The sequence below is a fragment of the Mangrovimonas sp. YM274 genome, from assembly GCF_030908385.1.
Classification (GTDB): Bacteria; Bacteroidota; Bacteroidia; order Flavobacteriales; family Flavobacteriaceae; genus Mangrovimonas_A.
Window position 1 is genome coordinate 1,010,879 of record NZ_CP133091.1, and the last position, 23,607, is coordinate 1,034,485.

22 protein-coding genes are annotated in these 23,607 nt (G+C 39.7%); 12 read left to right on the forward strand and 10 right to left on the reverse strand.

Translation table 11 applies throughout. The annotated features are described in order from the left end of the window. Positions 1-3 precede the first annotated feature (3 nt). The 4 genes from RBH95_RS04410 (at position 4) to RBH95_RS04425 (ending at position 5,087) form a co-directional block, all read left to right on the forward strand. Positions 4-600, forward strand: coding sequence for a transferase hexapeptide repeat family protein (locus tag RBH95_RS04410; RefSeq protein WP_307901509.1), 597 nt, complete (start codon positions 4-6; stop codon positions 598-600). Between the two features lie 63 nt (positions 601-663). Continuing rightward, the gene (locus tag RBH95_RS04415) at positions 664-1,947 is read left to right on the forward strand and encodes a dihydrolipoamide acetyltransferase family protein (RefSeq protein ID WP_374047811.1); all 1,284 of its coding nucleotides are present in this window, start codon (positions 664-666) and stop codon (positions 1,945-1,947) included. Between the two features lie 3 nt (positions 1,948-1,950). Beyond that, positions 1,951-3,018, forward strand: coding sequence for a branched-chain amino acid aminotransferase (locus tag RBH95_RS04420; protein ID WP_307901511.1), 1,068 nt, complete (start codon positions 1,951-1,953; stop codon positions 3,016-3,018). Then, the gene (locus tag RBH95_RS04425) at positions 3,018-5,087 is read left to right on the forward strand and encodes a thiamine pyrophosphate-dependent enzyme (RefSeq protein ID WP_307901512.1); all 2,070 of its coding nucleotides are present in this window, start codon (positions 3,018-3,020) and stop codon (positions 5,085-5,087) included. The genes RBH95_RS04420 and RBH95_RS04425 overlap by 1 nt, the downstream gene beginning before the upstream one ends. A gap of 35 nt (positions 5,088-5,122) precedes the next feature. Here the strand turns inward: RBH95_RS04425 and RBH95_RS04430 are convergent, their stop codons facing one another. The 3 genes from RBH95_RS04430 to RBH95_RS04440 form a co-directional block, all read right to left on the reverse strand. Then, positions 5,123-6,775: a SulP family inorganic anion transporter gene (locus tag RBH95_RS04430; RefSeq protein ID WP_307901513.1), complete on the reverse strand. Its 1,653-nt coding sequence runs from the start codon at positions 6,773-6,775 to the stop codon at positions 5,123-5,125. A 158-nt stretch (positions 6,776-6,933) separates the two neighbouring features. Further along, on the reverse strand, positions 6,934-7,473 hold the full coding sequence (locus RBH95_RS04435; protein WP_307901514.1) for a DUF4136 domain-containing protein: 540 nt from the start codon (positions 7,471-7,473) through the stop codon (positions 6,934-6,936). A 164-nt stretch (positions 7,474-7,637) separates the two neighbouring features. Continuing rightward, positions 7,638-7,802 (reverse strand): DUF5522 domain-containing protein, encoded by a 165-nt coding sequence (locus RBH95_RS04440; protein ID WP_197276095.1) that lies wholly within the window; start codon positions 7,800-7,802, stop codon positions 7,638-7,640. Positions 7,803-7,850: 48 nt separating this feature from the next. Here RBH95_RS04440 and RBH95_RS04445 point away from each other — a divergent pair, with 48 nt between their 5' ends. From RBH95_RS04445 to hemL, 4 genes are read left to right on the forward strand one after another with little or no spacing between them, the layout of a single operon-like run. Then, positions 7,851-8,189 (forward strand): hypothetical protein, encoded by a 339-nt coding sequence (locus tag RBH95_RS04445; protein ID WP_307901515.1) that lies wholly within the window; start codon positions 7,851-7,853, stop codon positions 8,187-8,189. Then, entirely contained in the window at positions 8,179-9,093 is a 915-nt protein-coding gene (locus RBH95_RS04450) for a 1-aminocyclopropane-1-carboxylate deaminase/D-cysteine desulfhydrase (RefSeq protein ID WP_307901516.1), read from the forward strand. The genes RBH95_RS04445 and RBH95_RS04450 overlap by 11 nt, the downstream gene beginning before the upstream one ends. A gap of 7 nt (positions 9,094-9,100) precedes the next feature. Next, a complete protein-coding gene (locus RBH95_RS04455; RefSeq protein WP_307901517.1) occupies positions 9,101-9,931 on the forward strand; it encodes a glucosaminidase domain-containing protein in 831 nt (276 codons plus the stop codon). Positions 9,932-9,933: 2 nt separating this feature from the next. Then, entirely contained in the window at positions 9,934-11,223 is a 1,290-nt protein-coding gene (gene hemL, locus RBH95_RS04460) for a glutamate-1-semialdehyde 2,1-aminomutase (protein WP_307901518.1), read from the forward strand. A gap of 60 nt (positions 11,224-11,283) precedes the next feature. On the opposite strand, the gene RBH95_RS04465 is transcribed toward hemL, so the two are convergent. Continuing rightward, positions 11,284-11,610, reverse strand: a complete 327-nt coding sequence (locus RBH95_RS04465) for a hypothetical protein (RefSeq protein WP_307901519.1) — start codon at positions 11,608-11,610, stop codon at positions 11,284-11,286. 128 nt (positions 11,611-11,738) lie between these two features. Next, a complete protein-coding gene (locus RBH95_RS04470) occupies positions 11,739-12,197 on the reverse strand; it encodes a Spy/CpxP family protein refolding chaperone (protein ID WP_307901520.1) in 459 nt (152 codons plus the stop codon). A gap of 297 nt (positions 12,198-12,494) precedes the next feature. Between RBH95_RS04470 and RBH95_RS04475 the strand changes: the two genes are divergently transcribed. After that, entirely contained in the window at positions 12,495-14,129 is a 1,635-nt protein-coding gene (locus tag RBH95_RS04475; protein ID WP_307901521.1) for a Zn-dependent hydrolase, read from the forward strand. A 74-nt stretch (positions 14,130-14,203) separates the two neighbouring features. On the opposite strand, the gene RBH95_RS04480 is transcribed toward RBH95_RS04475, so the two are convergent. From RBH95_RS04480 to lysS, 3 genes are all read right to left on the reverse strand, one after another. Beyond that, complete coding sequence (locus tag RBH95_RS04480) at positions 14,204-16,654, reverse strand: zinc-dependent metalloprotease (protein ID WP_307902226.1); 2,451 nt, start codon at positions 16,652-16,654, stop codon at positions 14,204-14,206. Between the two features lie 184 nt (positions 16,655-16,838). Beyond that, a complete protein-coding gene (locus RBH95_RS04485) occupies positions 16,839-18,101 on the reverse strand; it encodes a fibronectin type III domain-containing protein (protein WP_307901522.1) in 1,263 nt (420 codons plus the stop codon). Between the two features lie 227 nt (positions 18,102-18,328). Then, positions 18,329-20,020 carry a lysine--tRNA ligase gene (lysS, locus tag RBH95_RS04490; RefSeq protein WP_307901523.1) on the reverse strand — a complete coding sequence of 564 codons (1,692 nt, stop codon included), beginning with the start codon at positions 20,018-20,020 and terminating at the stop codon, positions 18,329-18,331. Positions 20,021-20,193: 173 nt separating this feature from the next. On the opposite strand from lysS, the gene RBH95_RS04495 reads away from it, so the two are divergent. The 3 genes from RBH95_RS04495 (at position 20,194) to lipB (ending at position 21,893) form a co-directional block, all read left to right on the forward strand. Beyond that, a complete protein-coding gene (locus RBH95_RS04495) occupies positions 20,194-20,352 on the forward strand; it encodes a YqaE/Pmp3 family membrane protein (RefSeq protein ID WP_307901524.1) in 159 nt (52 codons plus the stop codon). Between the two features lie 78 nt (positions 20,353-20,430). Beyond that, positions 20,431-21,174: a hypothetical protein gene (locus tag RBH95_RS04500; RefSeq protein WP_307901525.1), complete on the forward strand. Its 744-nt coding sequence runs from the start codon at positions 20,431-20,433 to the stop codon at positions 21,172-21,174. Between the two features lie 2 nt (positions 21,175-21,176). Further along, on the forward strand, positions 21,177-21,893 hold the full coding sequence (gene lipB, locus RBH95_RS04505; protein ID WP_307902227.1) for a lipoyl(octanoyl) transferase LipB: 717 nt from the start codon (positions 21,177-21,179) through the stop codon (positions 21,891-21,893). A 98-nt stretch (positions 21,894-21,991) separates the two neighbouring features. Here the strand turns inward: lipB and RBH95_RS04510 are convergent, their stop codons facing one another. Then, complete coding sequence (locus RBH95_RS04510) at positions 21,992-22,360, reverse strand: hypothetical protein (protein WP_307901526.1); 369 nt, start codon at positions 22,358-22,360, stop codon at positions 21,992-21,994. Positions 22,361-22,412: 52 nt separating this feature from the next. Next, complete coding sequence (locus RBH95_RS04515; protein ID WP_307901527.1) at positions 22,413-23,462, reverse strand: nucleoid-associated protein; 1,050 nt, start codon at positions 23,460-23,462, stop codon at positions 22,413-22,415. Between the last annotated feature and the right edge of the window lie 145 nt (positions 23,463-23,607).

Genomic DNA, 23,607 nt, shown 5'->3' on the forward strand with positions numbered 1-23,607 from the left:
ACCATGATTTACAGTTTTAAAGGATATACGCCAGTAGTACACGAAAGTAGTTTTGTGCACCCTTTGGCTGCCGTAACCGGAAACGTTATCATTGGGAAAAACTGCTATATAGGTCCTGGAGCTGCCATTCGTGGCGATTGGGGACAAATCATTTTGGAAGATGGTGTGAACGTTCAGGAAAACTGTACGGTGCACATGTTTCCGGGGAAATCAATTACACTTAAAGAAAGTGCCCATGTTGGTCATGGAGCCGTGATTCATGGTGCTAATTTGGGACGAAATTGCTTGATTGGGATGAACAGTGTCATTATGGACGATGCCCAAATAGGGGATGAATGCATCGTTGGTGCTATGGCCTTTGTAAAGGCAGAAACCATCATTCCAAACCGAAGTCTTGTTGTTGGAAACCCAGCCAAAGTTGTCAAGGAAGTTTCCGATGACATGATTGCATGGAAGACCAAAGGGACGCAATTGTATCAGCAATTACCTGCAGATTGCCATGAGAGTTTGAAGGAGGTTGCACCTTTAAGGGAGATTCCAGAAAACATGAAAGTTCAGGAGGGTGCCTATGACACGCTTCGTGATTTTATGAAAAAGTAAGTTTAATAAACTAACAAACATTAGTTCATAAGAATGTCGAAATTCGAATTGAAAATGCCCAAAATGGGCGAAAGTATAACAGAGGGAACCATTATCAATTGGTTGGTGAATGAAGGGGATAGCTTTGAGGAAGGGGATATTCTTTTAGAAGTTGCTACAGATAAGGTTGACAATGAAGTGCCAGCAACGAGCTCGGGGACTTTGGTGAAAACCATGTTCCAAGCTAAAGATGTGGTGCCAGTCGGAGAGGTGATTGCTGTTTTGGAAGTTTCCGAAGCGGTAAAATCTTCTGAAAATACGAAGAGTACATCTGATAAGCCAAAGACCGTTACATCCAAAAAGGAAACGAATTCTCAACCTAAAAAAGTAAAGAATATACAGCCATCAGTAATTGATACGGCTAGTTTTTCGGTCAATAACACCAATACATTTTTTTCGCCTTTGGTAGAAAAAATTGCAAGGGAACACCATATCAGTTTTGAGGAACTCTCAAGAATTCCTGCTACTGGTCATGAAGGCAGGTTACGAAAAAGTGATGTCTTCAATTATATCCAAGAAGGCAGACCTTATAAGTTTGCGCAGCCTGTAGTTCAAGATCCAACAGCGTATCGCATTCCGCAGTTAAGTTTTGACAAAGGAAAAGGAAAGATTGTTGAAATGGATCGTATGCGTCAAATGATTGCCGACCATATGGTGTATTCAAAGCACACGTCCCCACACGTGACTGCCTACGTAGAGGCCGATTTGACCAATATGGTGCAATGGCGCAATGACAATAAAAAGGCCTTCCAGGAAAAGTACGGAGAGCGATTGACCTTTACACCTTTGTTTGTGGAAGCTGTTGCCAAGGCTGTTAAGGATTTTCCAAATATCAACGCTTCGGTGGATGGTAAAAACATCATTGTAAAGGAGGATATCAATATTGGGATGGCAACTGCACTGCCTTCAGGAAATTTAATTGTTCCTGTAGTGAAAAATGCCGATACCAAGGATTTGCAAACGCTGGCTCAAAACGTCAATGAAATGGCAGGCAAGGCAAGAGAAAATAAGCTGGGAGGTGACGATATTAAGGGAAGCACCTTTACGATTTCCAATGTGGGAACCTTTGGAAGCGTTATGGGAACGCCAATTATTAACCAGCCAGAAGTAGCCATTTTAGCTTTGGGGATTATTAAAAAACGTCCTGAAGTCATCGAAACCGAAAATGGCGATGAAATTGCTATTAGAAGCATGATGTACCTTTCCCTGTCTTTTGACCACCGCGTGGTTGATGGCTATTTGGGAGGTAGTTTTGTACGTCGCGTAGCCGATTATTTTGAACAGTTTGATACGAATAGAAAAATATAAGTCATGTCTTATAACATACATATAACAACAGTAGAAAAGTCGAAAGTTGATACGGTAGACTTTAACAATATCCCTTTGGGAACCACCTTCACCGATCACATGTTTATCTGTGATTATGAAAATGGGCAGTGGGTTAACCCAAGGATAGAGCCTTTGGCTCCCATAGCAACTCATCCAGCCGCTATGGCCTTGCATTATGGACAGGCCATTTTTGAAGGTATGAAGGCAACAGTAGGCGCCGATGGTTGCCCAAGATTATTCCGTGCCGACAAGAATGCCGCTCGTTTAAATACCAGTGCCGATAGAATGGGAATGCCTCATTTTCCTGAAGATTTATTTATTGAAGGTTTGAAGCAGTTGGTTGCTTTGGAACATAATTGGATTCCGCCAGCCGAAGGAAGCGCTTTGTATTTACGCCCATTTATGTACGCCGATGAACCTTTTATTGGAATGCGTGCCGCAAACCATTACAAGTTCATTATCATGGCATCGCCGTCAGGTCCGTTTTTTAGCAAACGTATCAAGTTGTGGGCAGAGAAAAAGTACGTGAGAGCTGTTGAAGGGGGAACGGGAGAAGCCAAAGCCGCGGGTAATTATGCTGCGGCGATCAGGCCAACAGAACTTGCCAAGGCTAAAGGTTACGATCAAGTACTTTGGTTGGATGCTGTGGAGCATAAATATATTCAGGAGGTGGGTACCATGAACATCTTCTTCAAAATAGATGGGAAATTTATCACACCAAAACGCGATGGAGCCATTTTGGACGGTATCACCAGAATGAGTGTGATGGATGTTTTAAAAGCTAAAGGTTTTGAAGTGGTGGAGCGTCCAATAAGCATAGATGAAATCAAGGAAGCTGCGAAATTAGGAACTTTGGAGGAGGCTTTTGGAACAGGAACGGCTGTAGGAATTGCCTATATCCAGGAAATTGGAATGGGAGATGAGGTAATCCATGTTTCCGATGAAAGCCCTGTTGGTTTGGATGTGAACGATACGCTTAATGCTATCAAAACAGGAAAGATTGAAGATCCTTTTAACTGGATCATTAAAATTGAAAAGGAATTAGTTTAATGAACAAGGATATTTTAGAAAGAGGATTTTCAAATTTATGTACGGCCAAAGCCATGGCCGAATTGTACGAAGCCAATTTTAAGGTCGTTTCCAAATATGTACATGCAACATCAAGAGGGCATGAGGCGGTACAGACGGCTTTAGGGATGCAATTATTACCGCAGGATTATGCCTTTCCATATTACCGAGATGATGCCATGTTGCTTTCGTTTGGATTACAGCCATACGATTTAATGCTACAGGTACTAGCCAAAAAGGACGATCCATTTTCTGGGGGAAGAACTTACTATTCGCACCCTAGTTTAAAGGATTTGGATAAGCCCAAAATCCCTCACCAGTCTTCGGCAACGGGTATGCAGGCCATTCCTGCAACAGGTGTTGCTATGGGGATGCAATATTTGGAAAAGCAAGGGTTGAAAAATCCTGTTCTTGGTGATGTAGAGCTTTCGGATGACGCACCTATTTCGGTATGTAGTTTGGGAGATGCCTCGGTTACCGAAGGAGAAATTGCCGAAGCCTTTCAAATGGCAGCTTTAAAGCAAATGCCAATTCTGTATTTGGTGCAGGACAATGGTTGGGATATTTCCGCCAATGAAGCGGAGACCCGTGCCCAAAGTGCTTTTGAATATGCCCAAGGGTTTAATGGTTTGGAAGCCATTTCTATTGATGGCGCCAATTTTATTGAGAGTTACGAGGCTATTGAAAAGGTAATTGCTACCATTCGTAAGGAACGTAGACCTTTTTTGGTGCACGCCAAAGTACCGTTGTTGAATCACCACACATCTGGGGTGAGAATGGAATGGTATCGCGATGATTTGGAAGAAGCCAAAACAAGAGATCCATACCCTGTGTTGAAACAGCAATTGTTGGATCATGGATTTTCTGCAGAAGAAATTGAGGAAATAGAAGCTGCTGCGAAAGCAAAAGTTGAAGCCGATTATGAAAGAGCCCTACAAGCCGAAGATCCGCAACCGGAAGACTTGTTTACAAACGATTTTGCTGCCGCACCAATCACCGAAGAAAAAGGAGAGCGTACACCAAAAGGGGCCGAAAAGGTTGTGATGGTAGACTGTGCTTTGTTTGCGGTGGAAGAATTGATGAAACAGCACCAGGAGTGTTTGTTGTACGGACAGGATGTTGGAGGAAGATTGGGAGGTGTGTTCCGTGAGGCTGCTACCTTGGCTCAAAAGTTTGGAGACGATCGTGTGTTCAATACGCCTATTCAGGAGGCCTTTATTGTGGGATCTACGGTTGGGATGAGCGCCGTTGGTTTAAAACCTATTGTTGAGGTTCAGTTTGCCGATTATATCTGGCCAGGATTGAATCAGTTGTTTACCGAAGTAAGTAGAAGCTGTTATTTGTCCAATGGAAAATGGCCTGTAAGTATGATTTTACGGGTGCCTATTGGAGCTTATGGTAGTGGAGGACCTTACCACTCGTCTTCTGTGGAGAGTGTGGTAACCAATATCCGTGGGATTAAAATTGCCTATCCAAGTAATGGTGCCGATTTAAAAGGGTTGATGAAGGCAGCCTATCACGATCCAAATCCAGTGGTTATTTTTGAGCACAAAGGATTGTATTGGAGTAAGGTAAAAGGAACGCAAGGAGCTACTTCGGTGGAGCCTGCCGAGGATTATGTGTTGCCTTTTGGGCAAGCTTGGGTACTTCAGGAAATATGGAAACAGGAGGAGGTTGAAACCTTAACAATTGTGTCCTATGGAATGGGAGTGCATTGGGCGATGAATGCTTCGGAAGAATTGGGGATGCAAGACCAAATTGAAGTGATTGATTTACGTACGCTATATCCTTTGGATGAAGAGACCATCATGAAATCGGTGAAGAAGACCGGTAAGTGTTTGGTGGTTACTGAGGAGCCTTCCAACAATAGTTTTGCTAGGGCTTTATCAGGGAAAATTCAGGAGGAATGTTTTAAATTTTTGGATGGACCTGTGATGACCATTGGTAGTGAAAACATGCCAGCCATTCCATTGAACAGTACTTTAGAGCAGACCATGATTCCGTCTACAGAAAAAGTGAAAGAGAAAATTATTCAGTTATTGGAATATTAAAAATAAAAAAGCGACTCGATTGAGTCGCTTTTCTTTTATAGGTTGTATTCTGAGAGTGGTTTAGTAAATTTCTCTGGATCGGCGGCCAGATAATATCTAGGATCGTCGATGTCTTCAATCACCACATCTTTAAATTTAGGATTGGCTTTATATAGCAAGGTTTTGCAATCTTCGCTTAAGTGTTTTAGTTTGATGGATTTCCCTTCAGCTTCATATTTGTTCACCAAATTTGTGATGGCTTCCAAAGCAGAGTGGTCGCTTACTCGAGATTCCACAAAATCAATTTCTACGTTATCAGGGTCGTTTTTTACATCAAACTTCTCGTTGAAATTTTGAATGGACCCAAAGAATAAAGGTCCCCAAATTTCATAAGTTTTGGTACCGTCCGGTTGCATGCGTTTACGAGCTCTAATCATGGTGGCATTTTTCCACGCAAATACCAAAGCCGATAAAATAACTCCAATAAATACCGCAATTGCCAAATCAAAAATAACGGTTACCGCCGATACAATAATCAATACAGCGGCATCTGCCACAGGGATTTTTCTGATAATTCTAAAACTGGACCAAGCAAAAGTTTCAATAACCATCATAAACATAACCCCTACCAAAGCAGCAATTGGTACTTGCTCAATATATTGCGCGGTAAATAGGATGAAGGTCAACAATGTTAAGGCCATCATGATTCCGGAAAGTCGTCCTCTTCCGCCTGCATTAATGTTAATGACAGTTTGTCCAATCATACCACAACCCCCAGTGCCTCCAAACAGACCACTTACAATATTCCCTGCTCCTTGAGCTACACATTCACGGTTTCCGTTTCCTCTGGTTTCTGTAAGTTCATCCACCAAGTTCATGGTCATCAATGATTCAATAAGCCCCACAGATGCCGCTAAAAAAGCATATGGAAGGATAAATTTCAGAGTGTCTAAATTGAAAGGTAGGTTTTGCCAAAGTTCAAGATTTGGAGTCGGGAACTCGCCTTTTAGGCCTTCACCTCCCCCTTCTACGATATAAGAACCAACAGTACTCACATCAAGGTTAAAGAACACTACAATACCCGTGGTAACAAGAATTGCGGTTAGGGCCGCTGGGATTTTGGAGGTCACTTTAGGCAACAACCAAATAATGGCCATCGTAAGTCCAACAAGGCCTAGCATCGTGTAAAGTTCCATGCCTTGCATTGGGATGTCAATATATTTTTTTAGGCCATCGGCCCCAATTTCCAATTGTTTGTGAGAGAACATGCGGACTTGTGCCAAAAAAATTACGATGGCTAATCCGTTTACAAATCCCATCATTACGGGGTGCGGTATCAAGCGTACAAAACGCCCCAATTTAAACACACCAGCCGCTATTTGGATAATTCCCATTAAAATGACGGCAGCCAATAGATAGAAATAGCCCATATTTTCAACAGGCGTATCAAACAACATTCCTTTGGCATGTCCTTCAGAAATAAGATGAACAAAAATAACGGCAACAGCTCCCGCTGCGCCAGAGATCAATCCTGGTCTTCCACCAAAAATTGCGGTGATCAATCCAATAATGAAGGCACCGGACAATGCTACCAAGGGGTCTATCTGTGCCACGAAGGCAAAGGCAACCACTTCGGGAATCATCGCCAATGATACTGTAATACCAGCGAAAATGTCGTTTTTAGGATTTTGGGTAAAGTTCTTGAACATCTTTAAACCGAGTTTCTTGATTTGTTTCTACTAAAAGTCGGCAAAGATAGGGTTTTATAAACGAACACTAAAATAGCTTGTAGAACCCTGATTCATAAGTTGTAAAAAAAGGCGCTGATTATAAATGTCAGCGCCTTTAAGTTTTGCGTGAGGTTATCTTACTTAATCATTTCCGGAGGATATTTTTCCATGATTTTGGCAACAAACTCATTGATGCGTTCTTCTTTTTTATTGATATTTTTAGATAGGTATCCAGTGCCTTGTCCTTGCCAAACTAACTCTTTTTTGGCGTTATCAATAAGATCTATGTACAAAACACCTTCAGTGTTAACAGAGACAGAGTTGTAATTGTTCCAATAGTAAGGGCTCCACCCCCAGCCATAACCGTAAGGTCCAAAGCCATTATTATAGACATTTACTTGTTCCCTCGATTTGGTGAAAATGCTTACCAGCATATCTGGATTTTCAGATTTGGTATAGCCCTTGGCCAGGAGTTCGGCTTCAATGGCTCTTAGGATGCGTTTTTTGTCCAAATCGTTAATTTCGGCTTTGTCAATCCCTGTTTTGAAAAAGGCAAAGGTTTTGTATTGTGCGAAATCTACCTTTTTATCGTAATCGGAAGCAACCTGTACAGAACTACAGGAAGTCGCTGTCAATACTATAATGGCAAGTGTGAGCGTAGTTAAAAAATTTTTCATAGTGTTCTCAATTTTAATTTGGTAATATGGTATTTTGAATGTTCCCAAAACAGAGTTAGTCACTTTTGGTTCAACATTAAACTAATCAATAATCATACCAGTATTTTAATGCAAATATTGGAATATTAGTGATTTATAAAACTAAAATTACGAAATAAAAGGATTTATTTTTTAGTGGTCCCCGTATTTTTATTGTAACCATAGGGGCAGTGTCTACAGCCACTTTGGCAGCAGTAGCCACGTTTTAGATGGTATTGTTCTGTAAAGCAACGGTAGCCTTCCGGGGTGAGGTAGTAATCTCCTTCTTCAATAGGAATTATTTTCTTCATGTGGCAAAGATAATGTAATTTGGAGTGATTTTTGAAAGGGTAACTTCTATGATTTTTGTTTCCAAATATTTAGTTCCGAAAGGTTATACAGGGATGACAATGTACCCTTTTGTATTTTTGAAGGAGAAAGCCTTGAAGTCCGATATAGTTTTGATTAACCATGAATATATTCATTTACGGCAGCAATTGGAATTGTTGATTTTGCCTTTTTATGTATGGTATTTTTTGGAGTATGTGTTCGGATTGATAAAATACAGAAACCACAGAAGAGCCTACCGGAATATTTCTTTTGAACGCGAAGCCTTTTCACAGGAATGCAATATGGAATACCTTAAGACAAGACCTTTTTTCGCCTTTTTGAAGTACCTTTGCAAACATGAAATTTAAACTGGAAGATGCCGTGATTCAAAAGGTGCTGTTGCCACCCGAATACGGTTCTGTTCAATTGTTTGTAAAGCGTGAAGATAGAATTCATGAGCATGTTTCTGGCAATAAATACCGTAAGCTTTTATATAATTTGAAAGCTGCTAAGGATGGGGGATTTGATACCTTGCTCACCTTTGGAGGTGCCTTTTCAAACCATATTGCTGCAGTTGCGGCTGCTGGACAAGCACAAGGATTTAAAACCCTAGGGGTGATTAGGGGAGAAGAGCTTGCCTATAAAGTTGCCGATAACCCCACCTTAAAATTTGCTGAGGAATGTGGCATGCAGTTTCAGTTTGTCACCAGGGAGGATTATAGGTACAAAACTTCCCCTGAGTTTATTCAGCAATTAGAAACTAAATTTGGATCGTTCTATTTAGTTCCAGAGGGAGGTACCAATGAATTGGCGGTGAAAGGCAGCGAAGAAATTTTAAAGGACGTCCAAGAGGATTTTGATTATATCTGTTGTGCCGTGGGCACAGGAGGCACTATTTCGGGTCTCATTAATGGCAGCACTTCAACCCAAAAGATTCTGGGATTTCCCGCCTTGAAAGGTGGTTTTTTGTCCAAGGATATTAGTAAGTTTGCAAGAAATACAAACTGGTCGTTGATTGAGGATTACCATTTTGGAGGATACGCCAAAATAAATGAAGATTTAATCAGTTTTATTAATCAGTTTAAGAAACAATATCAAATTCCTTTAGATCCTGTTTACACGGGTAAAATGATGTATGGTATTTTGGATTTGATCAAAAAAGGATATTTCCCAGAGCCATCCAAAATATTGGCCATCCATACGGGCGGTTTACAGGGCATTGAAGGAATGAACATTAATTTAAAGCGAAAGCAATTACCGATAATAGATTAAATAGTATATGAAGCGCATAGTTTTAGTAGCCTTGACAGGAATGTTTTTAGTAGGATGTGGGTCCAAAAGGACTGTGGTTACCAAAAAGAAAGATGTACCACCAAGAACCGTTTCTGTTCAGGTGGATGTGAAACCTGAAGAGCCTAAAAGTACTCAAGAAACCAGTACCAAGACTCCTCCTAAAACCTACGCCAGTGCTACCGAAGCTTACATAGCTAATTTTAATGCCATTGCTATGGAAGAAATGCGTAAGTATAAAATTCCAGCAAGTATCACCTTGGCACAAGGTATTTTGGAATCTGGTTCCGGTCAAGCACGATTGGCAGTTGAGGCTAATAACCATTTTGGTATCAAATGCCACGGATGGAAAGGGCCAAAAATTTACCACGACGATGATGCTTCACAGGAATGTTTTAGAAAGTATTCGCATGCGGAATCTTCTTTTGAAGACCATTCGGCGTTTTTGACGTCTAGAAGTCGCTATGCCAAATTGTTCGACTATAAACAGGACGATTATAAATCTTGGGCAAGAGGGTTGAGAGCAGCAGGCTATGCTACTGATAGAAAATATCCAGAGAAACTGATCAGTTTGATTGAACGTTACCAATTGTACAAATATGATGAGCAAGTTCTTGGGAAAAGAGGGAGTTACGCACCTCCAACCAAAGAGGTTGTAGCAAGCAATGACAATGTTACCACTCATGAAGTGGTAAAAGGAGATACCTTATATTCAATTTCCAAGCGTTATAATACAACGGTGGAATCCATCAGGGAATTGAATGGTATGAGAAGTAACGATTTAAGTATTGGTCAAATGTTAATTATAAAAAATAACTAAAGATGTTATATCAACGAAGCAGTACACTGTTTAAATTGGCGGAGGAAGTAATTCCTGGTGGGGTGAATTCCCCAGTACGGGCTTTTAAAGCGGTAGGAGGAACGCCAATTTTTGCCAAATCCGCCAAAGGTGCTTATGTATATGATGAAGATGACAATCGTTATATCGATTATATCAACTCATGGGGGCCTATGATCTTAGGGCATGCACACCCACCGGTAGTTGAGGCGGTCATTGACAAAGCTAAAAAAGGGACTTCTTTTGGGATGCCCACGGAGATAGAAACTACAATTGCTGAATTGGCAGTTTCTATGGTGCCTAATATTGATAAAATTCGTTTTGTAAATTCTGGAACCGAAGCTTGCATGAGTGCGGTGCGTTTGGCAAGAGGGTTTACAGGAAAGGATAAGATTATAAAATTTGCAGGTTGCTACCACGGCCATAGTGATTCATTCTTGATCCAAGCAGGAAGTGGTGCAGTCACTTTTGGCAGTCCTAACAGTCCAGGAGTAACGCAAGGCACGGCAAAGGACACGTTGCTGGCAAAATATAATGATATTGAGAATGTAAAAGCGCTTATTGAGGCCAATGCAGGAGAAATAGCCTGTATTATTTTGGAGCCTGTCGCCGGAAATATGGGCTGTGTGCCACCAAGGGATAATTTCCTTCAGAAGTTGAGAGCACTTTGTGATGAACATGGAATTCTGTTGATTTTTGATGAGGTCATGACTGGTTTTAGATTGGCCAAAGGAGGCGCTCAGGAATTATTCAATGTAGATGCCGATATCGTGTGTTTTGGTAAAGTAATTGGAGGTGGTTTGCCGGTAGGTGCCTTTGCAGCCAGAAACGAAATTATGAATTACTTGGCGCCGTTGGGAGCCGTTTATCAGGCTGGAACCTTGAGCGGAAACCCGCTGGCAATGGCTGCTGGTTTAGCTATGCTATCGGAATTGAATGGAACCCCAGAAATATTCACAAGATTAGAAGAAAAGACGGCCTATTTACATAAAGGGATAGCCGAAGTGTTGGAACAACATGAAATCGTGCATACCATCAATAGAGTGGGGTCTATGATTTCGGTGCATTTTGCGGAAGATGCTGTAGTGGATTTTGAATCCTCTGCTAAGGGCAATAACGATACGTTTAAGGCCTTTTTCCATGGAATGCTTAATGAAGGGGTGTATATAGCGCCTAGTGCCTTTGAAACATGGTTTATAAGTGATGCACTTTCTTATGAAGATTTGGATGCCACTATAAAAGCGGTGGATAAAGTAGCCGCAACATTAAAATAAAGCACAAAAAAAGCGATTCAATTTGAATCGCTTTTTTTTATAAATATTCTTGCGTGAAAATTAATTAGCCGAGAGATTTTTATATTGGAAATATTGATCTTCGGTTAATAAGTTCTTCATAGATTGATCCAATTCTTTGTCAATTTTAACTTTAGCTTCCCAGTTGGCTTTCAGGTCGGAACTGATAGCTTGGTACTTAGTCTCATAATCTTTATAAGCTTGGTATACTTCTTCAAGTGTGTCTGTATCAAACTTAATAACCTTTCTAAGGGATTCTGCTTTTTCAGAGGCTATTTTATTAATTTCAATAGTGTTTTGGGCAGCAAGATTTCCTGCTCCAAATAATAGGGTGCCCATAAAAAGGCAAAGCGTAATTATTTTTTTCATAGGTGTGTTATGTTAGTTCAAAATTGAAAATCTAAAGTAATAAAATTTCAAACTTAAAAACAAACAAAAAGCATTGACTTTAAAATCAATGCTTTTTCACTAACTAAAACTAATTAACCAACCAAAAATTATCTATTCCTAGGGGATTTTCCTCTTTGAGCGAGCATTTGTTTTTGATTTTGCCCTCTAATGGTTTCCCATTTTTCATACTGTTCATCGGTCAAAATGCGCTTAACTTTTTTCTTATATTCAATTTGACGGTCCAATCTTTCGTTCATTCTAGCGGCCATGACATCACTGGATGGGCATTGGCCTTGTTGTCTCATGCTTTGTCTGGCAGTCATTTTAGCCTTTCTATATTTGGCTTCTTCCAGATTTATAGCTTGTAGTTCTTTTTGCTGAGCTTCTGTTAAGTCCAAATTAAGGGTCATTCTTTTGGTACGTAATTCTGAAGCCTGCTCGGGTGTTAAATCTTGTAACATGCCCATGCGGTCTCCTCGATTTCCGTTTTGGAAGTTTCTAGGGCCTTGTTGTGCGCTGACCTGAAATGCAATGATTGCAAAGGCCATTAAGAATATTGTTTTCATGGTATTACGTTTTTACGTTACTCTGCTTTTTAGACTTAAGGGTTGGTGGATGGTTTAATGGAGTTGTCAATTTTAACTACTTGTTAACATGTTGGGCCTGCGCTATTAAGTTGAGTGTTGTAGGGTAGAGCGGGGTGGTTTCCATTTTATAATAAACTGTTTCAGACTACACTTTAGAAACGAGAAGCTGTTTTGGACAATAATCAGCCAATTGCCAATTATGTTGAAAACTAATCAGTAATTAGCTAACTTTGGCAGTAAATAAATTCTCTAAACTATATGAAAAACATTGTTACAATGTTAGCACTTATGGTGTTGGCATCCTCATGTAAAAATGAAAAAACAAAAGAAGAAGTAGTCCAAGAAGAACCTCAGGAAGTTACTCAGGTTGATATGACTAAAAAGTTGGGTAAATATGTTTCAGTGAAACTTACTTCGGATATTTCCAAGCTTACCGAAAGCGAGCAAAAAATGATCCCTATTTTAATTCAGGCAGCTGAACGAATGAACGACCTGTTTTGGTACGAAGCCTATGGTGACAAAGACGCTCTACTTAATTCCATTTCAGATGCCGACACTAAAACCTTTACTATTATCAATTATGGGCCTTGGGACCGTTTGGACGGTAATAAGCCTTTTGTAGAAGGTGTTGGGGAGAAACCTTTAGGAGCAAACTTTTATCCGAAGGATATGACGCCAGAGGAATTCAAGGCAGCTCAAATTGACGATAAAAATAGCATTTACAACTTTGTACGTCGTGATGAGAATGGGAAGTTGTATTCCATTCCTTACCACCAACAGTTTGAAGCCGAGTTGAAGGACGTGGCGGCTTTATTGATGGAAGCATCAACATTGGCCGAGGATGAAGGTTTGAAGAAATATTTGGAGTTGAGAGCCGATGCCTTATTGACAGATGACTACCAACCAAGTGATTTGGCGTGGATGGATATGAAGTCCAATACATTGGATATCGTAATCGGGCCTATTGAAACTTATGAAGATCAAATGTTCGGGAACAAGGCGTCTCACGAGGCTTATGTGTTGATTAAAGATCAGGATTGGAGTGCTAAATTGGCGCGTTTTGCAAGCTTTTTACCGGAACTACAAAAGAATTTGCCAGTGGAAGAAGCCTATAAAAAAGAAACTCCTGGAACCGATAGCGACCTTAATGCCTATGATGTTGTTTACTACGCTGGTGATTGTAATGCCGGTAGTAAAACCATAGCAATTAATTTGCCAAATGATGAAAAGGTGCAATTGGAAAAAGGAACAAGACGTTTACAGTTGAAAAATGCTATGCGCGCCAAATTTGATAAGATTTTGGTTCCTATTTCAGAAGTTTTGATAGACGAAAGTCAGCGTAACCACATCACTTTTGATGCCTTTTTTGCCAATACGATGTTTCATGAAGTGGCTCATGGATTAGGAGTTAAAAACACCATTAATGGAAAAGGGACCGTGAGGGAGTCGCTTAAGGAGTTGTCGAGCGCCTTGGAAGAGGGAAAAGCTGATGTATTGGGATTGTATATGGTTCAACAATTGCATGAAAAAGGTGAAATTGATGGGGATATGAAAGATTATATGACCACGTTTATGGCGAGTATTTTCCGCTCAGTGCGTTTTGGTGCATCCTCGGCTCATGGAAAGGCTAATATGATTCGTTTTAACTTTTTTAAGGAGCACGGCGCATTTACAAGGTCGGAAGATGGTACTTATAAAGTAAACTATGACAATATGATTGTAGCTATGAAAGACTTATCTGGTTTGATTTTGAAGCTTCAAGGTGACGGAGATTATGCTGGAGTAGGGGCTTTGGTAGCTGAAAAGGCTGCTATTTCAAACGAGCTTCAAAGTGATTTGGATAGATTGAGTGCTTCCAATATTCCTGTAGATGTTATTTACGAGCAGGGAACTGATGTTTTAGGATTGTAGAAAACAATTTATATAAACAAAAAAAAGCTTCAGAATTACTTCTGAAGCTTTTTCGTTTTGAAGATGTTCTTCGTTTAAGATTGTGGATTCACAATAGCATCGATACGTTCAAGCGCATCTTGCAAATGAATTTTGCTTAATTGGTCACTTGTTCTGTTTAAGCCAGATTTAATAGCGCTTTCCAAAGACTTTAATTCTGCTCTAACAACCGCTCTAATATCCGATTGACTTGTCGTTACAGCAGTCGATTTTTGATAGCCTCCAAAGGAAGGTGCTTTCTTTTGACTGTCGGCCGTCATTAAATAAGCCAATCTATCAATGTGCGCACGTTGTAAGTTGCGTCGGTAGGTTTCAATGGACTTACCGCTTCTTAATTCGCTCCAAACACCGTTTCTTAGATCCTTCATCATGTCGGTTAAAGCATAGGCAGAATTTCCATATAGCGTTTGTGTTTCAATCAAGCGTTGCATTCTACCCAAACTTAAAATGTCATCTAGGATGTCTGATTGCAGTTTTCTAATGCGTTCCACAGCTCCAGAATATTCTATTCTTCCAAAAATATCAGTATCAATTAGCCACTCAGGGGTTGCAAACAGTTGCTCGTTTACAAACTTAAGGGCGTTCTTTTGGTGTTCCTTAGGAACTGGAATGTACACGGGACCTTCTTGTTCTGAAGTTTTGTAGTATTCGTAAATACCTCCAATATTAACAGACACATGGCCCATGTAACGCTTAAACTGCGAAACCACATGACCGTACATTTCATCCAAATCGGAATAATTCTCGCCTGGTTCTGAAGTCCATTTAATTAAGTTAGGAACAATTCTTTTTAAGTTTTTGATTCCGTATTCACTAGCTAAAATTGCATCATCTCCCAAATCTTCTCTTTGCGAACTTGGGTCTACAATATCTCCTACTTGTTGGTGACCAAAACGGTATAAAGGATCACCTGCGTGCTCTAAAATCCATTGGTCTAGGGTTGCTTTTTCTTCCTCGGCAGTTTTGCCTAAGATTGGGCGGTACCCCCAAGAAATAGCATATTTGTCATAGATTCCAATATTAGGCATCAAGGCTACATCTCCGTCCTCTGGTTGTGCTACATAATTGAAACGTGCATAGTCCATAATGGAAGGTGCAGTGCTGTATTTTTTGGTGAATTCTGGATCTCTCAGTTTTTCAACTGGATAGGCTACACTGCTGGCCCAGTTGTGAGGTAATCCTAAAGTGTGTCCAACTTCGTGAGAAGATACAAAACGGATTAAACGTCCCATGACTTCATCTTTAAATTCTGGAGACTGGGCGTCTGGATTGATGGCTGCTGTTTGGACAAAAAACCAACCTCTCAACAGGGACATCACGTTGTGGTACCAGTTAATATCGCTTTCCAAAATTTCACCAGTTCTAGGATCGCTTACGTGTGGTCCGTTGGCGTTTGGAATAGGAGAGGCTAAGTAACGCACTACAGAATAGCGAACATCTTCAGGGCTCCACTCTGGGTCTTCTTCAGGCGTTGGAGGGTCTTTGGCAATGATGGCATTTTTAAAACCAGCGGCCTCAAAAGCTACTTGCCAATCTTCAATTCCTTGCTTGATGTATTTTCTCCATTTTTCAGGAGTGGCACGATCGATATAGTATACAATTTGCTTTTTAGGCTCCACTAATTCACCACGGTTGAATTTTTCGATGTCTTCATCTTTTACCTCCAATCTCCATCGGTCTAAAAACTCCACATCTTTACTTCTTTGTGCTTCTAAACCATAATCGGTTTGTGAAGAAGTAAACCAACCAACACGCTCATCAAAATAGCGACGTTTCATAGGGATTTCAGGCAACAGAATCATCGAATTGCTCAATTCAATAGAAATGGTTCCTGTGCTTGAGTTGGAAGGAGGGTTTCCTGCGTTATAGGTTTTTACATGTCGTACCTCTACGTTTTGCGGGTAACTTTTAACACTTTCAATAAACGATTTGTCGCCTTCTAATCTAGACACCTTATAGCGTTTCCTGGTCCCTTCAGGAAGGCCAAGGGCTTTTACATCCTTGTTGAATAGATCTGTTACATTGATTACTGTTGAGGTAGAGTCTTTTCCAATTGCTTTTATTGGAAATGTGTAAAGGATGGGTTCAAAATTGGAGTTCACAACTGCTTCGTGGACAGGAAGTGAATCAGCAGCCACTACATTGTACGAAACAACACGAAGCAGTACCTTATTGTCTCTTTTTTGCCAACGTAATACTTGTTCGTTTTGCTTACCGCCACCGAAGCCCAGGCCGCTAGCGGTTTTTGCAATACGGGTTACCATAAGCATTTCACGTTCAAATAGCGAATCTGGAATTTCGTAAAAATAGTCCTCGTCTATTTTGTGCACAGCAAAAAGACCTTCGTCTGTTTTTGCACTGCCTGTGATTACTTTGTCGTAAGGTTTCATGTCTCCATTGGATTTTTCCGGAGACGATACTGGCCCAGAAGATACTGTAGCCTTAGATTTACTAGCTTCTTTTGTGGAAGAACATGTCAAGACCATAAAGGCCGACACCACAGGAAGTAGTTTAAGGTAGAAATGTCTCAAAATATAGTTGTTTTAAATTGATCGTGTGAAAATAAGGATTAGCTTATAAAGTGTTAAATGCCAATAGGGTTTTAATATTTTTTTAACGGTCGAAAACTTTGGGTTTTCAAAGGTTTATGGATTCCTTTCAATTCAAAAATCACTCCATTGATTCCAAATATGGAATGATAAGGTCTAAAGCTTCCTGATGTGGTAATGATACGCCTATGTAAGGCATGCTGTATTGTGGTATGGAAGAAGGCAATCTTGTCATGATGCCATAACGTGATTCATATATCCCGGATTCTTCAAAAGAGGTTTCGTACCTAAGATCCATGGCTGCAAAGAAGTTGACGTTGTGGTAAGTGCCTGGCGAATGACAATGTGCACAATTCATATCGAAATAGGCTCTAACCCGCTCTTCTGTGGGGTGATTAACATCGGTCCAATCAATAAGCTGACCTATTTCAGAAGGTGAAGGTGATCCTGTTAATAACCCTTGGGAAATCATGTTCTGAAGTTGGTTGTTGCCAGCGACATCAAAATTCATACTGCGTAATTTGGGACCAATTGGCGTAATGTCTTCATAGGTTTTGTGACACATTACGCAATCTGTACCTGCAGGAATTTTATAATTGATGTTTTGCGGCGTTCCGTTTTGATCCACCCAAGTAATGGGGAGTTCTAGGCCGTTCCCATCCAAGGTGGCCTCTGTTTGGCTTTCGTTCCAAACGTAATTTCCTGTTAGCCATTCTCCATTTGCTTTTATTAGGATTCTTGTTTCTACGATTTGTTTGCCTAAGGATTCGTCCATTTCATTATTGAAGTAATAAAAGGTTTTGGCAATAAGCGTATTGTCTGGAAAAATGGGAAGGCCATCTCCGTCATATACCATACTTTCGCCTTCAGGCAATGCAATTAAACGTTGTTTATGCGCATAGTCGGTATATAACGGGGTGTTTAATTTGTATTCAAAAGTATACATGCTAGGGACGAGGTCTGTTAGCGGCCCACTATATAGGTTTAGCTCGGATAAGGTGGGTTTAAACTCTGCCACAACAAGAGGAGGAAGCGTTGTAAAGCTTTTAACCGTGGTTGGTAAACTAGAATTGTCCTCGGAACAGCTGGCCTCCAAATAGTAGTCGTATGTAGTATTGGCTTGAAGGTTGCTAAGTTCTATTGAAAGTCCATTTGAAGTTATTGTGGTTCCGGTACCCATTTCAAAGCCACTTGGGCCATATTCTAGACTAATGGAAGCACTTTCATTAGGATTGTTCCATTGCAGGGATGCGCTGTTGTGGGTAAGGTTGGTTTCGGAAAGGTTGGTCGGTTTTAAGCATTCTGCCACAGTTGGGGTATCATCATCTTTGCTACAGGCTGCACACAACATGACAAGTACCATCAAAAGAGTAAGCTTTTTCATGGATTTGGTTTTAAATTACTGATTAATAGCTGTTACTAATGTAGTGAAAATGTTGTTTTGGAGTGCAACTTATCGATATGCGGTCAATTTTTTTCCGTGTACAACGGAGATAAGACGCATTTAAATGAATTTCTATTTAGGATAGAGCCTTGAAATAAAGGCATAAAAAAAGAACCGCATTGGGGAACGGTTCTTTTTCGTGGACATTTTGATGTTGAAGCCGGATGTTAGCTAACGGCTTCTACAAAAAGTCCTTCTTCAGTTTTGTTTACTTTGGCCACGCCATGTTTGGTAAGACCTTTAATGGTTTTGTCCCATTTTTTATTGCTCAATCCAGACTTTACTTTTAAAGCGTTTAAATCTATTGGGGTTTCCTTTTTAAGGAGTTCCAATACGGCTTTTTCGTCTTCGTTCATTTCTGGACCTTTCTTCTCTGGTTTCATTTGCGGGAAGAACAATACTTCTTGAATGGATTGGTTGTTGGTTAAGAACATGATTAAACGATCCATTCCAATTCCCATTCCTGAAGTAGGAGGCATTCCGTATTCCAAAGCTCTTAGAAAGTCGAAATCAATAAATTGAGTTGCTTCGTCGTCTCCTTTTTCAGCTAATTTCAATTGGTGCTCAAAACGCTCTCTTTGATCGATCGGATCATTCAACTCTGAATAGGCATTGGCAATTTCCTTGCCACATACCATCAATTCAAAACGCTCCGTTAATTCAGGGTTGTCTCTATGCTCTTTACATAAAGGGCTCATTTCTTTTGGATAATCTGTAATGAAGGTTGGCTGGATGTATTTACCTTCACATTTTTCTCCAAATATCTCGTCGATAAGCTTGCCTTTACCCATGGTGTCATCTATCGCAATGCCCATGTCTTTGGCAGCTGCTCTTATTTCGTCTTCAGATTTTCCTGTAATGTCAAAACCGGTAAATTCCTTAATGGAATCTGCCATGGTAACACGTTTGTAAGGTGCTTTGAAATCTATTTTGTGTTCCCCGAAAGTAGCTTCGGTAGTACCGTTAACAGCAATGGCACAGTGTTCCAACAATTGCTCACAGAAATCCATCATCCAGTTATAATCTTTGTAGGCCACATAAATTTCCATAGCCGTAAATTCTGGGTTGTGGGTTCTGTCCATGCCTTCGTTACGGAAGTTTTTGGAGAATTCGTATACGCCATCAAAACCTCCAACAATTAAACGCTTAAGGTAGAGTTCGTTGGCAATTCGCATGTAAAGTGGAATATCCAAAGAGTTGTGGTGCGTGATGAATGGTCTAGCTGCAGCGCCACCCGGAATAGGTTGCAATACAGGAGTTTCTACTTCAAAATACCCTGAGTCATTAAAGAATTGACGCATGGCATTGAACAGTTTGGTTCGCTTCACAAACACATCCTTTACCTGTGGGTTTACCACTAAATCGGCGTAGCGTTGTCTGTAGCGTTGCTCTGGATCACTAAAAGCATCGTATACTACTCCATCCTTTTCTTTTGGAAGGGGCAACGGCTTTAGGGATTTGCTCAATATGGTAAAGTCTTTTACCATAATGGTTTTTTCACCTACTTGGGTAAGGAACAATTCGCCTTCAATTCCTATAAAATCTCCAAAATCCAATAGTTTTTTGAAGACGTCATTGTATTTGCTTTTGTCTTCACCAGGACAAATTTCGTCCCTGTTGAAGTATACTTGTATTTTGCCTTCAGAATCCTGTAACTGTGCAAAGGAAGCTTTACCTTGAACTCTCATAGACATTAATCTACCGGCCACTACGACTTTCTTGCCTTCTTCAAAATTGTCCTTCACCTGTTTAGAGGTGTGGTCTACAGGGTAGAGGTTGGCAGGATAGGGATTGATTCCCAATTCACGAAGTTTGGTTAATTTCTCTCTTCTTACGAGTTCTTGTTCTGAAAGTTGCATGCTAATAAATTTAGAACTGCAAAATTACATTATTTGTGAAAATTAGCATACAACTTTCAGTTTGATTTTTGTGAAAGGAAAATTTATGTAAATATTAAGAAATTAATGGGTAATGTCTTGTAACAAATAGCTTGTCTGTTAAGACATATAGTTGTAATAATAATAGTTTTTTAATGAGTATTTGGAGAGTTTTGGTATCTATAATTTGCCCTCCCTTGGCTGTTTTAGATAAAGGATGTGGTTCGGTTTTAATTGTCTTTTTGTTGTGGTTGTGCGGTTGGGTTCCAGGAGTGATTGCGGCTTTGGTAATTGTAAATAACCCTAAGCGGTAGTGCTATATTGTGGTGCTTTGGCTTGAAGGTATGTGCGATTTATAACGTATCTTTGTAGGGTAATCTAAATTTTCACCAATGAACAAAATTGTTTGGATCCTTTTGGGGATTCTTTTGACCACCGCAACCAGCTGCGAGTTTTCTGAGAACATCTACATCAATGAAAATGGTTCGGGGAAAATGGAGTTTACTTTTGATGCTTCTGAAATGATGAAAATGACGGGAGACGAATTGGCAAAGCAAACGGAGGAAAAGGTAGATTCAACATTCACGTTTAAGGAATTTTTTGAAGAAAAAAAGGATAGTATTTCACAGTTGCCTAAGGAAGAACAAGAGGCTTTGAGGAGTTTGGAGAATTTCTCTTTGCACATGCTTATGGATCCGGCATCCAAAACTATGGCGTTTGATTTGTTTACGGATTTTAAGGATGTAGACGAATTGCAGGATATGTTATCTGCTATGACCAAAATACAAAGTTTAGGTGATAAGGAAGCTGCAGGAGGTAGCAACAAATTTGCGTCCTTGGGTCAGGAAACTTCAGAGTTGAAATACAGTTTTAACGGACGAAAATTTACTAGAAAAACAAAAATTATCGATAAGGATTTATATCAGAGAATGGTTGATAGTTTAAGCGAAATGGCGATGATTTATGAATCTTCAACCTATAAATTAAACTATCATTTTCCAAGACCGATAAAGTCGGTTTCCAATGAAACAGCATTGTTTAGTGAGGACCGAAAAACAGTTACCGTTGAGTTTGGTTTTATGGAATATATTAAAAATCCAGAGGCCTTGAATTTAGAAGTAATATTAGAGAGATGAGTTTGAACAAAGTTGTACAAATACAGGATTTAGGATTAAAGGATTACAGAGAGACTTGGGATTATCAGGAATTGCTTTTTAAAGAGATTCTTGATTTAAAAATAAAAAATAGGCGGGAAGGGACCAACCAACCTACACCTAATTATTTTGTGTTAGTTGAGCATCCACATGTATATACTCTAGGGAAAAGTGGCGACTTGTCTAATCTTCTGTTAAATGAGGAACAGCTCAATGCAAAGGGAGCTACTTTTTACAAAATTAATAGGGGAGGTGATATTACCTATCACGGACCAGGACAAATTGTAGGTTACCCTATTTTGGATCTGGATAATTTCTTTACGGATATTCACAAATACCTAAGGTTTCTTGAGGAAATGGTGATTCTTACTTTAGATGAATACGGATTGAAAGCAGAGCGTAGTGAAGGGGAAACTGGTGTTTGGTTGGATGTTGGAACCCCGTTTGCTAGAAAAATTTGTGCTATGGGAGTAAGGGCTAGTCGTTGGGTGACCATGCATGGATTTGCCTTAAACGTTAACGCAGATTTGGGATATTTTGATAACATTATTCCATGTGGTATTAGGGGCAAGGCGGTTACTTCTTTAAATGTTGAATTGGGAGTAGATACAGTAGATGAAAATGAGGTAAAGGAAAGTCTTCTTAAGCATTTCAAACAGCTTTTTGAAGCTGAATTCGTCAGGGAGCAGCATACCGTTTGACAGCAGATAAAATAGAAGGTCTTAAGAAATAGAAAACCCCAAAGTATTAAAAAAATACTCTGGGGTTTATATATAGATAAGGGGCCTAAATTATAAGCTTATTTTACAATGCTTAATTCTCCAGATGCTAGTGCATTGTCCAAATTTGCAGATACTTCTTTGTATTGATTAAAGAACTTTTTGCCGTCCTGTCTTTTCAATACAGCAATAGTGTTGCCATTGCTATCTTCCTTGATTTCAGAAATTACAACTGCAATGTTATCTACACTATTATAGGAGGCAACTCCACCACGTTTAACGATAAGATTAAGTTTAGGGAAATCGATGTCCTTAAAGGATTGGTTGTCAGGTGTGTTGATGGTTAAAACATCTCCAACTGCCATGGAATCTTGAACATTAGACGTTGTGCTAAAAGCGTTAAAATTTAAAAATAACGCAAAAATTAGGGTGTAAATTGCATTTTTCATAATTAAAGTATTAAAATCGAGTGCAAATTTACAGAATATGTATTAATAAAAATCAGAATTCTTTGTTAAAAAACACTTTGTAGTAGTGCATTTTTTTTGCTTCATCATATCCGCGTTCTAAGTAGTCTTCGGAAGCATCTGGGGCATCAATGTCCAGTTTAATTTGAATGTTGGTGTCCAGTTTGATCTCACTTTTAATTTTTTGTTTCTGCTTTTTTAGAACTACTTCCGAAATGTCAAATTGATTGCGAATCACGATGTTGTGATCAGATTCGTAGTCCTTTTTAAAGTCGTCAAACAAAGTTTTGTGCTTTTCTTCTTCAAAGACTTCTTCTTTAAAGTTTTCGACGTTTGCAATTTCCCGCTCTTTAAAAAAATCGACAGTTTTTGCTAGAAAATTACTGTGTTCTTGGCCACCAAAATTAGGCTGTACCACTTCCTTTGAAAATTCACGGCACATCTCGATGTAGTTTTTGGTGTGTTCATTGGAATCGTCAGGATATTTGACGTTTAAAAAACTTTTGATCCAGTATTGAGTATCGTAGTTGTTGTGGTCTACGCTTAATACAATTTTGCCTTCTGCGTCGGCAGCATTAAGAATCAAGCAGCCCTTGTCTACTTTTTTGGTCTGAATTCCAGATTGCACGTAAATATCGTAGCTGCCATTTTCCATATAGGTCTGGAAAAAGTTGGTTTTATTCTCAATTTTGAAAATCCCAACAGCATCAGTCGTATAATCTTCGTACTGAATGTCGTGAAACATGCATACAATTACATCTCCTGTTTTTATTTGAGCAGAATTTGATTGTTCGAACAAGTGATTAACCACGTGTTTTGAAACGTCAATAAAGTCAGTGTCATCAACTAAAAGTTGAGAGGCATAACTGTTTATTTCGTTTAGCTCTATGTTGGAGTGATGGTTAAAGCGGTAGGTTTCGGCTATACTTCCAAAAGGGCGGAGCAAATAGGGAAGCAGAAGTTCGTAACTAGCTTCGTCAAATTCTAAAAGGCTTTCTGAAAAGGCATTTTTGGTGCTGTTAAACTTGTTGCCCACTTTGTGGATGATGCATTTGGATATGGATGCTTTTGTGCGTTTAATCATGATTTGGAACTCTGAATTTTCAAGCTGCAATACTACTAAAATTTGAAGAGATTAGGTCATAAAAAAACGCCAAAGCTGACTTTGGCGTTTGATTTAAGGGGACTTGTAATTTGGCTGCCTTGGCGTATATTATAGTGCTCTAGGC